Raw genomic sequence first — 13,419 nt, forward strand, 5'->3', positions numbered from 1 at the left:
TGTGGGGGTGGGGGGGCGCGGCCGGGGGTGTGGGGGGGGGCTGGGGGGGGGGCGGGGGCGCGGCCCGGCGGGGGCCCCCGCGCGCCCCCCCGCCAGCAGCCCACGGGCCAGGGACCTAGGAGCCAAGGGCCAGAGGGCCAAGGCGAAGAGCAGGCCCTCTGAGGCATGGGCGTGGGCAGGCGGTGGGAGGGCGGGAGGGGTGGGGGTGGGGGGAGGGGCCCAGGAAGAACGCGATCCCCGAAGCCTCAAAACAGCTCAGCCCAGCCCAGCACAGTGCCCCGGCGCCGGGAGTCGGCGCCGGGGCACTGAGGGGAGCCGGGTGGCTCAGTTGTGGGCGTGGAGGTCGGCGTTGAGGCCGCCCCAGGAGCCGGAACGGGCGATGACCTCGACGGCGCCGCTCTGGGAGTTGCGGCGGAACAGGAGGTTGTCCTGGCCGGACAGCTCGACGGCCTTGGCGATCTTGCCGTCGGGCGTGGTGACCCGGGTCCCCGCGGTGACGTAGAGGCCGGCCTCGACGACGCAGTCGCTGCCGAGCGAGATGCCGATGCCGGCGTTGGCGCCGAGCAGGCAGCGCTCGCCGACCGAGACGACCTGCTTGCCGCCGCCGGACAGGGTGCCCATGATCGAGGCGCCGCCGCCGATGTCGCTGTGGTCGCCGACGACGACGCCCGCGCTGATCCGGCCCTCGACCATGGAGGTGCCGAGGGTGCCGGCGTTGAAGTTGACGAAGCCCTCGTGCATCACGGTGGTGCCCGCGGCGAGGTGCGCGCCGAGGCGCACGCGGTCGGCGTGGGCGATGCGCACGCCGGACGGGGCGACGTAGTCGGTCATCCGCGGGAACTTGTCGATCCCGTACACGGCGAGCTGGCCGCCCTGCGCGCGGACGGCGAGGCGGGCCGACTCGACCCGGTCGACCGGGACGGGGCCGATGCTGGTCCAGGCGACGTTGGCGAGCAGGCCGAAGATGCCGTCCAGGTTCTGGCCGTGCGGCTGGACGAGGCGGTGGCTGAGCAGGTGCAGGCGCAGGTACACGTCGTGCGTGTCGAGCGGCTTCTCGTCCAGAGAGGCGATGGTGGTGCGCACGGCGACCACCTCGACGCCGCGCCGGGTGTCGGCGCGCAGCGCCTCGGCGGCGCCGGTGCCGAGCTCGGCCTCGGCCTGCTCGGCGGTGAGCCGGACGGTCCCGGCGGGGCCGGGCTCGGTGGTCAGGACGGGGGCGGGGAACCAGGTGTCGAGGACGGTTCCGTCGGCGGCGATGGTGGCCAGACCGGCGGCGACGGCGCCGTTCGGGAGCGTGGTGGATTCAGCAGTCACACCGTGCACGTTAACCAATGCGGGGGCCGTGCGCCGAAAACGCCCACCGTCCGGACACGCCAGGAGCGGGGCGTCGCCGACCGGCCGTGGGCTGGGAAAACCCGGTGCCGAGGGGATCACCGCTCGGCAATACTCGGGCAGGTGTTCATGTCGATTTCCACCACCGGCAGCGCCGAGAGCCCGGCAACGGATCTCGGGTTCCTGCTGCACAAGCATCCCGGCAAGGTCCAGCGGTTCACGACGTCGCACGGCGAGGCCCACGTCTTCTACCCGGAGGCGGGGGACGAGCTCTGCACGGCGGTGCTGCTGCTGGACGTCGATCCGATCGCGCTGGTCCGCAAGGGCCGTGGCAAGGGCCGCGGCGGCTCGCCCGACTTCGCGCTCGCCCAGTACGTCAACGACCGGCCGTACGCCGCGTCCTCGCTGCTCGCGGTGGCGCTGCGGACGGTGTTCCGGTCGGCGATGAAGGGCGTGTGCCAGGCCCGTCCCGAGCTGCCCGAGCTGGCGCGTCCGCTGCGCATCGCGCTGCCCGCGGTGCCCGCGAACGGCGTGGGCGAGGGCGGCGGCCCGGAGATGGTGGCCCGGCTGTTCGAGCCGATGGGCTGGCGGGTCGAGGCGGAGGCGGTCCCGCTGGACGAGGCGTTCCCGGAGTGGGGCGAGTCGCGGTACGTGCGGATCGAACTGGCCGCGGAGTCCGTGCGCCTGTCCGACGCGCTCCATCAGCTGTACGTGCTGCTGCCGGTGCTGGACGGTGCCAAGCACTACTGGGTGGCCCCGGACGAGGTGGACAAGCTGCTGGCCGCGGGGGAGGGCTGGCTGGCCGATCACCCCGAGCGGGCCCTGATCACCCGGCGCTACCTGTCGCGGCGCTGGTCGCTGACCAGGGCGGCGATGGAGCGCCTGGAGCTGGCCCGTCTCGCGGAGGCGGACGACCGCGAGGTCGAGGAGATCGACAACGCGGTCGCCGACGAGCCCGACGAGACCGCCCAGGAGATCCCGGGCGCGCCCACCGGCACCGCGCCCGCATCCGGCAACCCCGGCAACCCCGGCAACCCCGGCAACCCCGGCAACCCCGGCAACCCCGGCAACCCCGAGAGCCCCGAAGCCCCGGCCACCCCCGGGAAGCAGCCGTCCCTCGCCGAGCAGCGCCGCGCCGCGATCCTGGCGGCCCTGCGCGAGACCGGTGCGACGAAGGTCGCCGACCTCGGCTGCGGCCAGGGCGAGCTGATCGGAGCGCTGCTGAAGGACGCCCGGTTCACCGGGATCCTCGGTGTGGACGTGTCCGTGCGGGCGCTGCGGGTGGCGGCCCGCAAGCTGCGCCTGGAGCGACTGCCGGAGCGGCAGGCGGCCCGGGTGACGCTGGCGCAGGGCGCGCTGACGTATACGGACGCGCGGCTGAAGGGCTTCGACGCGGCGGTGCTGTGCGAGGTGATCGAGCACCTGGACCTGCCCCGGCTGCCCGCGTTGGAGTCCGCGGTGTTCGGCTCGGCCCGTCCGGGCGCGGTCGTCGTGACCACGCCGAACGCGGAGTACAACGTGCGCTGGGAGAGCCTGCCGGCGGGCGCCGTCCGGCACGCGGACCACCGCTTCGAGTGGTCGCGGGCCGAGTTCCGGGCCTGGGCCGAGCGGGTGGCCTCGGCGTACGGCTACACCGTCGAGCTGCGCCCGGTCGGTCCGCAGGACCCGGAGGTCGGCCCGCCGACCCAGCTGGCCCTCTTCCGCACCGCCGCCAGCACCGACACCGGCACCGCCGCCGGCACCACCACCGACACCGCCGCCGGCACCACCGCCACCACCGCCGATACAGACACCACCACCGCCACCACCACCCCGACGCCCGAAGGAGGCGAACCCCGATGACCGACGAAGCAACCCCGGCCTCCGACGAGGCACGGACCCCCGAAGCACCGTCCGTCCCGGCCGCCCCCCGCCGCCTCCCCGTCACGGACGTCTCCCTCGTCGTCCTGATCGGCACGAGCGGCTCGGGCAAGTCCACCTTCGCCCGCCGCCACTTCCTGCCCACCCAGGTCGTCTCCTCCGACTTCTGCCGCGGCCTGGTCGCCGACGACGAGAACGACCAGTCGGCCTCCGCCGAGGCCTTCGACGTCCTGCACTACATCGTCGGCAAGCGCCTCGCCGCCGGCCGTCTGACGGTCGTGGACGCGACCAACGTCCAGCCCGAGGCGCGCCGCCAGCTGGTGAAGATCGCGCGCGACCACGACGTGCTGCCGATCGCGATCGTCCTGGACGTCCCGCCCGGTGTCTGCGCGGAGCGCAACCGCACCCGGCCGGACCGCCAGCTGCCGCCCCACGTCATCCCCCGCCAGAACCGCGAACTGCGGCGCTCCCTGCGCGGGTTGGAGCGCGAGGGCTTCCGCAAGGTGCACATCCTGCGCGGCGCGGCGGAGGTGGCGGCGGCCGGGATCGAGCTGGAGAAGCGCTACAACGACCTGCGCCACCTCACCGGCCCGTTCGACGTCGTCGGCGACATCCACGGCTGCCGATCCGAGCTGGAGACCCTGCTGACCCGCCTCGGCTACGTCCTCACCCGGGACGCCGAGGGGCGCCCGGTGGACGCCGCGCACCCGGACGGCCGCACCGCCGTCTTCGTCGGAGACCTGGTCGACCGCGGCCCGGACACCCCCGGCGTGCTGCGCCTGGTGATGGGCATGGTGGCGGCCGGCCACGCGCTGTGCGTGCCGGGCAACCACGAGAACAAGCTGGGCCGCGCGATGGACGGCAAGAAGGTCACCGTCTCGCACGGCCTCCAGGAGTCGCTGGACCAGCTGGCGGGCGAGAGCGAGGAGTTCAGGGCCGAGGTGCGCGCGTTCATGCGCGGCCTGGTCAGCCACTACCTGCTGGACGGCGGCGCGCTGGTGGTGTGCCACGCCGGTCTGCCGGAGAAGTACCACGGCCGGGCCTCCGGCCGGGTGCGCTCGCACGCGCTGTACGGGGAGACGACCGGCGAGACCGACGAGTACGGCCTGCCGGTGCGTTACCCGTGGGCGGAGGAGTACCGGGGCCGGGCGCTGGTGGTCTACGGCCACACGCCGGTGCCGACGGCGGGCTTCGTCAACAACACCATCTGCCTGGACACCGGCGCCGTGTTCGGCGGCAGCCTGACGGCGCTGCGCTACCCGGAGCGCGAGCTGGTGAGCGTGGCGGCCGAGCGCGAGTGGTACGCGCCGGTGCGTCCGATGATCACCGACGCGCCGGGCGCGCGGGAGGGCCGTCCGCTGGACCTCGCCGACGTGGCGGGCCGGCGGATCGTCGAGACCGGGCTGCACGGCCGGGTCGCCGTCCGGGAGGAGAACGCGGCGGCGGCGCTGGAGGTGATGAGCCGCTTCGCGCTGGATCCGCGGCTGCTCGCCTACCTGCCGCCGGCGATGGCCCCGACGACCACCTCCCGCCGGGACGGCTTCCTGGAGCACCCCGACGAGGCGTTCGCCGCCTTCCGGGCGGACGGCGTCCGGCAGGTCGTGTGCGAGGAGAAGCACATGGGCTCGCGCGCGGTGGTGCTGGTGGCCCGGGACGAGGCGGCGCTGGAGAAGCGCTTCGGCGTGGCCGGTCCCGGTGCGATCTGGACCAGGACGGGCCGCGCGTTCCTCAGCGACGACGCCCTGACGGCCGCGGTGCTGGGCCGGGTGCGGGCCGCCGCCGAGCGGGCCGGGCTGTTCGAGGAGCTGGGCACCGGCTGGCTGCTGCTCGACGCCGAGCTGATGCCGTGGTCCCTGAAGGCCGTCGAGCTGCTGCGCCGCCAGTACGCGGCGGTCGGCGCGGCGGCGGGCGCCGCGTTGCCGGTGGTGCTGTCGGCGCTGGAGCAGGCGGCCGGGCGCGGTCTGGACGTCGAGGGGCTGACGGCCAGGCAGCGGCAGCGTGCCGCCGACGCGGGGGCGTTCACCGAGGCGTACCGGCGCTACTGCTGGCCGACCGAGGGGCTGTCCGGCGTCCGGTTCGCGCCGTTCCAGGTGCTGGCCGCCGAGGGGGCGAACCTCGCGGTGCGCCCGCACGACGAGCACCTCGCCTGGATCGACCGCCTGGTGGACGCCGACGCCGCCGCGACCACGTCCGCGGGCGGTCCGGCCGCGCCCCTGCTCCACCGCACCGGCCGGCTCGTGGTGGACACCGCCGACGAGGCGTCCGTGGCCGCGGGCGTCGCGTGGTGGGAGGAGCTGACCGGGGCCGGCGGCGAGGGCATGGTGGTGAAGCCACTGGGCTCGCTGGTGCGCACGGAGCGCGCCGAGGGCCGTTCGGGCGGCCTGGTCCAGCCCGGCGTCAAGGTGCGCGGCCGCGAGTACCTGCGCATCATCTACGGCCCGGACTACACCGAGCACCTGGACCGGCTGCGCGAGCGCGCCCTCGGCCACAAGCGCTCGCTGGCGCTGCGCGAGTACGCGCTGGGCCTGGAGGCGCTGGACCGGCTGGCGGCGGGCGAGCCGCTGTGGCGGGTGCACGAGGCGGTGTTCGCGGTCCTGGCCCTGGAGTCCGAACCGGTCGACCCGCGCCTGTAGGAGCGCCGTGCCGGGTGGGGGCCGGGGCGAGACCCGGGGCAGGAGCCGGGGTGAGAATCGAGGGGGAGTCCGACCGGGCTCCCCCTCGGCCGTTCCGCTCGGCCGTTCCCCTCCCGTCCACCCCCGCTCTGCATATAAATTCAGAGCATCGTATACACTTGCCACTTTCCCGTCCGTCCCGTCACCCCAGGAGCCCGGCATGGCCTTCAACCTCCGGAACAGGCACTTCCTCAAGGAGCTCGACTTCACTCCCCAGGAGTTCCGCTTCCTGGTGGACCTCGCGGCCCGGCTCAAGGCGGCGAAGTACGCGGGCACGGAGCAGCCCCGGCTGCGCGGCAAGAACATCGCGCTGATCTTCGAGAAGACCTCCACCCGGACCCGCTGCGCCTTCGAGGTCGCCGCGCACGACCAGGGCGCGAGCACCACCTACCTGGACCCGTCCGGTTCGCAGATCGGCCACAAGGAGTCGATCAAGGACACCGCCCGGGTGCTGGGCCGGATGTTCGACGGCATCGAGTACCGCGGCCACGGCCAGGAGGTCGTCGAGGAGCTCGCCGCGCACGCGGGCGTGCCGGTCTGGAACGGCCTGACCGACGAGTGGCACCCGACCCAGATGCTGGCCGACGTGCTCACGATGACCGAGCACACGGCCAAGCCGCTCACCGGCATCGCCTTCGCCTACCTCGGCGACGCCCGCTCCAACATGGGCAACTCGCTGCTGGTCACCGGCGCCCTGCTCGGCATGGACGTCCGGATCGTCGCGCCGCGCGCGGTCTGGCCGGCCGAGGACGTCCGGAAGGCGGCGCACGCGCTCGCCGAGACCACCGGCGCCCGGATCACCCTCACCGAGGACGTGGCCGAGGGCGTGGCCGGCGCCGACTTCCTCTACACGGACGTCTGGGTCTCGATGGGCGAGCCCAAGGAGGTCTGGGCCGAGCGGATCGAGCTGCTCAAGCCGTACCAGGTGTCGATGGACACCGTCCGGGCCACCGGCAATCCGGACGTGAAGTTCCTGCACTGCCTGCCGGCCTTCCACGACCTCGGCACCGAGGTCGGGCGGCAGATGTACGAGGCCACCGGGATGACCGAGCTGGAGTGCACCGACGAGTTGTTCGAGTCGGCGCACTCCATCGTGTTCGACCAGGCGGAGAACCGGCTGCACACCATCAAGGCGGTCCTGGTCGCCACCCTCGGGTCCTGAGGAGGGCCGGACGGGCTACCGGTCCAGCTTGATGCAGCCCACCCGGTCGGCCGCCGCGTGCGGGCCGGCCGGGGTGCCCGCGTGCAGCACCAGCGAGCGGGCCTCGCCGGCCCGCGCCTGCCAGTCCACCGCGGCCGTGGCGGTGCCGTCGCCCCGGTCGTCGGTGCGCAGCACGAGCCGCAGCTCGTTGCGGTCGTTGGCGTAGGCCGGGTCGGTGGACGGCTGCACCGGGTCGACGACGTTCTGGTAGTGCGGCCCGGACGAGGTCGGCACGGTCCCGCAGGTGCCGGTGTGCAGGTGGACCGGGAACTCGTGGCCGGGCGCGAGTCCGGTGACGGCCAGGGTGAGCACCGTCCGCCCGGCCGTCGAGCGGTCGGTGACGACGGTGGCGTGCGAGCCGTACGGCACGAGGTCGTCGGCGTAGCTGATGGCGGCGGGCGGGACGAAGGCCGAGGCCGGGTCGAAGTCGGCCTCGATGACGGACACCGGTGCGACGGCGGGTGCGAGCAGCGCGAGCGGCAGCAGGGCGGAGGCGAACGGGAGGGGCATCGGCGGGCCTTCCACGGGCGGGGTGACGGTCGCCGTGCTCAACGCGCCCGGGCCGCCCGGGACACCGCCCCGGCAGGGCCGCCCGGGACACCCCCCGCCCGGAGGCGGCCCGGCTACTCCGGTGTGCGCCGGATGCCGCGGATCTCGCAGCGCGGCCCGCTGGCCCGCATGAGCCGCAGGTCCGCGGTGATCAGCGGCGCCCCGTACCGCTCGGCGACGGCGACGTACGCGGCGTCGTCCGGGGTGAGGTTGTCCTTGAGCTCCCAGATCCGGCCGAGCAGCGGCGCCACCTCGACCTTGCGAATCGCCACCGCGGCCAGTTCGCCGGTGAGTTCGGCGACCCGTCCGGCGGTGAGCTCCTTGGCCAGGTAGAGGCCGCGCAGCGACTGCATCACCTCGACGATGACGTGCTCCGGCGCCAACCACTCGCCGTCGGCCGCCAGTTCGGCCCGGGCCGCGGCACCGCGCGGCCCCTCGTCGGCCAGCGCGAGCACCAGCGCGGACGCGTCCACCACGATCATCAGCCGACCCCTGCCCGTCCCCGGCGTTCCCGCACGTCACCGACTCCCCGCCACCGTACCGGCCCGGCCCCCACCCGCCGGAACCGGGCCGTGGGGCCAGACCGTGGAACCGGGCCGCGGGGCCGGGCCGCCGGAACCGGGCCGTGGAACCGCGGTCAGCCGCCGAGGAACGGTGCGGCGAGCAGCCCCGCGAGCATGGAGGTGGCGTTGGCGGTGCCGGAGGCGATCCAGGGGAGCGGGTCGCGCGGGCGCAGGCCCGTGAGTGGGCGGAGGAGGAGGGCCTCGACGGCGCAGACCGCCGCCTCGCTGAGGCCGAAGGCCGTCCAGTACGCTGCGGCGGGCCCGCCGGTCCAGTGCCGGAGGGTCCACCAGAGCACGGGGTGCGTCGCCAGGTTGACCAGCACGGCGGCGGCCGCGGCCCGGCCCGGGCGGACGGGCCCGGCGAGGCTCAGGGCGGCGGTGTAGACGGGTGTCTCGGTCAGCAGCGTGAGGGCCAGGGCCACGGGGTAGCGCACGGCAGGGGATCGTGCCATGGGGAGGGGGAGCGTGGCGATCACGGGTGCGGGGGCGGCCCGCGGCGGGGCCTGGCCGGCGGCCGGGCCGGGGCTGCGGCTGGGCGCTGCGCCGCAGGCGGGTTTCGTGGTGGCGGGCGCGCTGGCGCTGGTGCTGGCGCTGCGGGCGCCGACCGGGCTGGCGGTGCTGGGGCTGGCGGCCTTCGGGCTGCTCCACAACGTGCTGGAACTGCGGTACGTGGCGGGCCGCTTCGCGGTGGTGCTGGCGGGTCCGCTGCTGCGGCTGCTGCTCGTCCTCGTCACCGGCATCGTCGTGTGCCGGCTGCTGCCGCCGTCCGCCTACTCCCGGTCGGCGGAGATCCTGCTGGCGTACGGGCTGCTGGTGGCGGCGAGTTGGTACGGGCTGCGCTCGCGTCCGGTGCTGCTGGCGGGGGCCGTGGCGGTGCTGGCGGCCGCCGCCGCCGGGTCGCTGTCGTTCCCGGCGTACCACTTCGTGGTGCTGGCGCACCTGCACAACGTGGTGCCGCTGCTGTTCCTGTGGGAGTGGTCGCGGCGGCTGGCGCGGGGGCGTGCGCTGTTCCTGGCGCTGCAGTTCACGTGGGTGCTGCTGGTGCCGGCCCTGCTGCTGAGCGGGCTGCTGGACGGCCTGCTGGCGGGCGCTACGGGCGCTACGGGCACGGCGGGCGGCTGGACGGCCCGCCTGGAGAGTTCCTACACGCCGCCCGCGTGGCTGGCCTCGCACCTCGGCCTGCGCTTCCTGGCGGTGTTCGCGTTCCTGCAGACGATGCACTACGTGGTGTGGGTGTGGTTCCTGCCGCGCTACGCGCCGGAGGCGGCCGAGGGTTTCGAGGCCCGGGTGCCGGCGCTGCGCGGTGCGCGCGCGTGGGCGCTGGGGGCTGCGGCGGGCGGGGTGCTGGCGGTGCTGTTCGCGGCCGACTACGCGCAGGGCCGCGCGCTGTACGCGGCGGTGGCGAGCTACCACGCCTACCTGGAGTTCCCGGTGCTGCTGATGCTGGTCCTGGGGGCCGCCCACGAGGGTGCCTCCGTGCGAATCGAGGAGAAGACATGACGAGGATGCTGGCCGATGTCGCCCCGGCGCCGGTGGCCGGAGGCGGGCTGCTGCTGGTCCTGCTGCTGCTCGGCGGGGTGGTGGCGGGGGCGGTGTGGCTGATCCGGCTGGAGCGCAAGCGGCGCGGCCCGGACGGTCGCTGAACTGGGCGGACGCCGACCCGGGCATGCCTGCGGTGGTGAACGCGGCGGCATGCACTATGGTTTATCTCGACATCGAGATAACTGCCCCTTACCATATATCTCGACATCAAGATACTTGCCGAGAGGCGCTCACCGGCGATGGCGGCAAGGTAAGCCTAAGTAAGGCTGACCTTACCATCGTGGTGGCCGGATATCGCGTGAAGCACCCAGAAGGAGTCAGTCGTGTCCGCGAACAGCTTCGACGCCCGCAGCTCGCTGCAGGTGGGCGACGAGTCGTACGAGATCTTCAAGCTCTCCGCCGTCGAGGGTTCCGAGCGGCTGCCCTACAGCCTCAAGGTGCTGCTGGAGAACCTGCTGCGCACCGAGGACGGCGCGAACATCACCGCCGCCCACATCGGCGCGCTCGGCAACTGGGACGCCACCGCCCAGCCGAGCCAGGAGATCCAGTTCACCCCGGCCCGCGTGATCATGCAGGACTTCACCGGCGTGCCGTGCGTGGTCGACCTCGCCACCATGCGCGAGGCCGTCAAGGAGCTGGGCGGCGACCCGGCCAAGATCAACCCGCTGGCCCCGGCCGAGCTGGTCATCGACCACTCGGTCATCGCCGACAAGTTCGGCACCCCGGACGCCTTCGTCCAGAACGTCGAGATCGAGTACGGCCGCAACAAGGAGCGCTACCAGTTCCTGCGCTGGGGCCAGACCGCGTTCGACGAGTTCAAGGTCGTCCCGCCGGGCACCGGCATCGTCCACCAGGTGAACATCGAGCACCTGGCCCGCACGGTCATGGTCCGTAACGGCCAGGCCTACCCGGACACCTGCGTCGGTACCGACTCGCACACCACCATGGTCAACGGCCTGGGCGTGCTGGGCTGGGGCGTCGGCGGCATCGAGGCCGAGGCCGCCATGCTGGGCCAGCCGGTCTCCATGCTGATCCCGCGCGTCGTCGGCTTCAAGCTGACCGGCCAGCTGCCGGCCGGCACCACCGCCACCGACCTGGTCCTCACCATCACCGAGATGCTGCGCAAGCACGGTGTGGTCGGCAAGTTCGTCGAGTTCTACGGCGACGGCATCGGCGCCATCCCGCTGGCCAACCGCGCCACCATCGGCAACATGTCGCCGGAGTTCGGCTCCACCTGCGCGATCTTCCCGATCGACGCGGAGACCATCAACTACCTGAAGCTCACCGGCCGCGACGAGCAGCAGCTCGCCCTGGTCGAGGCGTACGCCAAGGAGCAGGGCCTCTGGCACGACCCGTCGGTCGAGCCGGTCTACTCCGAGTACCTGGAGCTGGACGTCTCCACCGTCGTCCCGTCGATCTCCGGCCCGAAGCGCCCGCAGGACCGCGTGATCCTGGCCGAGGCCGCCGAGCGGTTCGCCGAGGCGCTGCCGGCCTACTCGGCCGAGGCCTCCAAGCCGACCACCGTCACCGCCCCCGACGGCTCGACGTACGAGATCGACAACGGCGCGGTCGTGATCGCCTCGATCACCTCCTGCACCAACACCTCCAACCCCTCCGTCATGCTGGGCGCCGCCCTGCTGGCGAAGAAGGCCGTGGAGAAGGGCCTGACGGTCAAGCCCTGGGTCAAGACCACCCTGGCGCCCGGCTCCAAGGTCGTCATGGACTACTACGAGAAGGCCGGCCTGCTCCCGTACATGGAGAAGCTGGGCTTCAACCTGGTGGGCTACGGCTGCGTCACCTGCATCGGCAACTCGGGCCCGCTGCCCGAGGAGGTCTCGGCCGCCGTCAACGAGTCCGACCTCGCCGTCGTCTCGGTGCTCTCCGGCAACCGCAACTTCGAGGGCCGGATCAACCCGGACGTCAAGATGAACTACCTGGCCTCCCCGCCGCTGGTGGTCGCCTACGCCCTCGCCGGCAACATGAACGTCGACATCACCAAGGACGCCCTGGGCCAGGACGCCGACGGCAACGACGTCTTCCTCGCCGACATCTGGCCGTCCGAGCAGGAGGTCGCCGCCACCGTCGCTGGCTCCATCGACCAGGACATGTTCGACAAGGGCTACCAGGACGTCTTCGCCGGCGACCACCGCTGGCAGTCGCTCCCGGTCCCGACCGGCAACACCTTCGAGTGGGACGCCGAGTCCACCTACGTCCGCAAGCCCCCGTACTTCGAGGGCATGGCCAAGACCCCGAGCCCGGTGACCGACATCGCCGGCGCCCGCGTCCTGGCCAAGCTGGGCGACTCGGTCACCACCGACCACATCTCCCCGGCCGGCAACATCAAGCCGGGCACCCCGGCGGCGCAGTACCTGACCGCCAACGGCGTCGAGAAGCGCGACTTCAACAGCTACGGCTCGCGCCGCGGCAACCACGAGGTCATGATCCGCGGCACCTTCGCCAACATCCGCCTGCGCAACCAGATCGCGCCGGGCACCGAGGGCGGCTACACCCGCGACTTCACCCAGGCCGACGGCCCGGTGTCGTTCATCTACGACGCCTCGCAGAACTACCAGGCCGCCGGCACCCCGCTGGTCGTCCTGGCCGGCAAGGAGTACGGCTCCGGCTCGTCCCGCGACTGGGCCGCCAAGGGCACCGCGCTCCTGGGCGTCAAGGCCGTCATCGCCGAGTCGTACGAGCGCATCCACCGCTCGAACCTGATCGGCATGGGCGTCCTGCCGCTGCAGTTCCCGGAGGGCCAGAACGCCGACTCCCTCGGCCTGACCGGCGAGGAGACCTTCTCCATCACCGGCGTGACCGAGCTCAACGACGGCACCACCCCGGCGACCGTCAAGGTCGTCGCCGGCGCCGTCGAGTTCGACGCGGTCGTCCGCATCGACACCCCCGGTGAGGCGGACTACTACCGCAACGGCGGCATCCTGCAGTACGTGCTGCGCTCGCTGATCGGCTGAGCACACCCGTAGCGCCCGAGCGGCCGGGTCGCATCCCCTCGGGGGTGCGGCCCGGCCGTCGTGGTAGTACCACGGAAGCATGGCGACGACACCGGACACCTGGGGGACGATCCACGCCGAGCGGCGCGCCCTGCTCGCCGACGTGCGGGACCTCACCCCGGAGCAGTGGGCGACCCCCTCGCTCTGCACCGGGCGGAGCGTGCAGGACACCCTCGCGCACATGGCGGCGACGGCCCGGATGACGCCGCCCGGCTTCTTCCTGAAGCTCGCCAGGGCGGGCTTCCGCTTCGAGGACATGGCCGCCCGCGAGATCGCCGAACTGACGAGCGGGACGCCCGCGGACACCCTCGCCGCCTTCCGGGCGCAGCTGGACTCGGTCGGCCACCCGCCGGGCCCGGTCGACAGCTGGCTGGGCGAGACGGTGGTGCACGCCGAGGACATCCGCCGCCCGCTCGGCCTCGCCCGGGTGTACCCGGTGGCGGCGCTGACCCGGCTGGCGGACTTCTACCGGGGCTCCAACCTGCTCATCGGCGGCAAGCGGAGGGTCGAGGGGCTGACCCTGCGGGCCACGGACGCGGACTGGACGGCGGGCAGCGGCCCCGAGGTGCGGGGCCCGGTGCTCGCGCTCCTGCTGGCGGTCACCGGGCGCAAGGTGGCGCACGCCGAGCTGGAGGGCGAGGGCCTGCCGCTGCTGGCCTCGCGCAACTGACGCTCCAGGCAGGGACGTTCAC

The 13,419-nt window shown here is 73.4% G+C and carries 11 protein-coding genes; 7 read left to right on the forward strand and 4 right to left on the reverse strand.

Features of this window, described 5'->3' with window-relative positions:
• Positions 1-324 precede the first annotated feature (324 nt).
• Positions 325-1,314 (reverse strand): 2,3,4,5-tetrahydropyridine-2,6-dicarboxylate N-succinyltransferase, encoded by a 990-nt coding sequence (gene dapD, locus ACFV4F_RS02375; protein ID WP_380444504.1) that lies wholly within the window; start codon positions 1,312-1,314, stop codon positions 325-327.
• Between the two features lie 141 nt (positions 1,315-1,455).
• Between dapD and ACFV4F_RS02380 the strand changes: the two genes are divergently transcribed.
• The 3 genes from ACFV4F_RS02380 (at position 1,456) to argF (ending at position 7,026) form a co-directional block, all read left to right on the forward strand.
• On the forward strand, positions 1,456-3,174 hold the full coding sequence (locus ACFV4F_RS02380; RefSeq protein WP_380500156.1) for a 3' terminal RNA ribose 2'-O-methyltransferase Hen1: 1,719 nt from the start codon (positions 1,456-1,458) through the stop codon (positions 3,172-3,174).
• Positions 3,171-5,825 carry a polynucleotide kinase-phosphatase gene (locus ACFV4F_RS02385; RefSeq protein ID WP_380500157.1) on the forward strand — a complete coding sequence of 885 codons (2,655 nt, stop codon included), beginning with the start codon at positions 3,171-3,173 and terminating at the stop codon, positions 5,823-5,825. The genes ACFV4F_RS02380 and ACFV4F_RS02385 overlap by 4 nt, the downstream gene beginning before the upstream one ends.
• A 199-nt stretch (positions 5,826-6,024) precedes the next feature.
• Complete coding sequence (gene argF, locus ACFV4F_RS02390) at positions 6,025-7,026, forward strand: ornithine carbamoyltransferase (RefSeq protein WP_380444507.1); 1,002 nt, start codon at positions 6,025-6,027, stop codon at positions 7,024-7,026.
• 15 nt (positions 7,027-7,041) lie between these two features.
• Here the strand turns inward: argF and ACFV4F_RS02395 are convergent, their stop codons facing one another.
• The 3 genes from ACFV4F_RS02395 to ACFV4F_RS02405 form a co-directional block, all read right to left on the reverse strand.
• On the reverse strand, positions 7,042-7,575 hold the full coding sequence (locus ACFV4F_RS02395) for a superoxide dismutase family protein (protein ID WP_380444508.1): 534 nt from the start codon (positions 7,573-7,575) through the stop codon (positions 7,042-7,044).
• 113 nt (positions 7,576-7,688) lie between these two features.
• A complete protein-coding gene (locus tag ACFV4F_RS02400; protein WP_380444509.1) occupies positions 7,689-8,096 on the reverse strand; it encodes a type II toxin-antitoxin system VapC family toxin in 408 nt (135 codons plus the stop codon).
• A gap of 155 nt (positions 8,097-8,251) precedes the next feature.
• Entirely contained in the window at positions 8,252-8,611 is a 360-nt protein-coding gene (locus ACFV4F_RS02405; protein ID WP_380444510.1) for a hypothetical protein, read from the reverse strand.
• Between the two features lie 31 nt (positions 8,612-8,642).
• Between ACFV4F_RS02405 and ACFV4F_RS02410 the strand changes: the two genes are divergently transcribed.
• The 4 genes from ACFV4F_RS02410 to ACFV4F_RS02425 all read left to right on the forward strand — a co-directional run bounded on the left by ACFV4F_RS02410 (position 8,643) and on the right by ACFV4F_RS02425 (position 13,397).
• On the forward strand, positions 8,643-9,677 hold the full coding sequence (locus tag ACFV4F_RS02410) for a hypothetical protein (protein ID WP_380500158.1): 1,035 nt from the start codon (positions 8,643-8,645) through the stop codon (positions 9,675-9,677).
• On the forward strand, positions 9,674-9,820 hold the full coding sequence (locus ACFV4F_RS02415) for a hypothetical protein (protein ID WP_380444512.1): 147 nt from the start codon (positions 9,674-9,676) through the stop codon (positions 9,818-9,820). Before ACFV4F_RS02410 ends, ACFV4F_RS02415 begins: the two co-directional genes overlap by 4 nt.
• A 222-nt stretch (positions 9,821-10,042) precedes the next feature.
• Positions 10,043-12,688 (forward strand): aconitate hydratase AcnA, encoded by a 2,646-nt coding sequence (gene acnA / locus ACFV4F_RS02420; protein WP_380444513.1) that lies wholly within the window; start codon positions 10,043-10,045, stop codon positions 12,686-12,688.
• A 79-nt stretch (positions 12,689-12,767) separates the two neighbouring features.
• A complete protein-coding gene (locus ACFV4F_RS02425) occupies positions 12,768-13,397 on the forward strand; it encodes a maleylpyruvate isomerase family mycothiol-dependent enzyme (protein WP_380500160.1) in 630 nt (209 codons plus the stop codon).
• The last annotated feature ends 22 nt before the right edge of the window (positions 13,398-13,419 follow it).

This window comes from Kitasatospora sp. NPDC059722, from assembly GCF_042733235.1.
Lineage (GTDB): Bacteria > Actinomycetota > Actinomycetes > Streptomycetales > Streptomycetaceae > Kitasatospora.

What these genes read in the sequence shown, in the direction of transcription:
- ACFV4F_RS02385 (WP_380500157.1), top strand. Translation starts at nt 3,171, where the DNA reads ATGACCGACGAAGCAACCCCGGCCTCCGACGAGGCACGGACCCCCGAA.
- argF (WP_380444507.1), top strand. Translation starts at nt 6,025, where the DNA reads ATGGCCTTCAACCTCCGGAACAGGCACTTCCTCAAGGAGCTCGACTTC.
- ACFV4F_RS02395 (WP_380444508.1), bottom strand. Translation starts at nt 7,575, where the DNA reads ATGCCCCTCCCGTTCGCCTCCGCCCTGCTGCCGCTCGCGCTGCTCGCA.
- ACFV4F_RS02400 (WP_380444509.1), bottom strand. Translation starts at nt 8,096, where the DNA reads ATGATCGTGGTGGACGCGTCCGCGCTGGTGCTCGCGCTGGCCGACGAG.
- ACFV4F_RS02415 (WP_380444512.1), top strand. Translation starts at nt 9,674, where the DNA reads ATGACGAGGATGCTGGCCGATGTCGCCCCGGCGCCGGTGGCCGGAGGC.
- ACFV4F_RS02425 (WP_380500160.1), top strand. Translation starts at nt 12,768, where the DNA reads ATGGCGACGACACCGGACACCTGGGGGACGATCCACGCCGAGCGGCGC.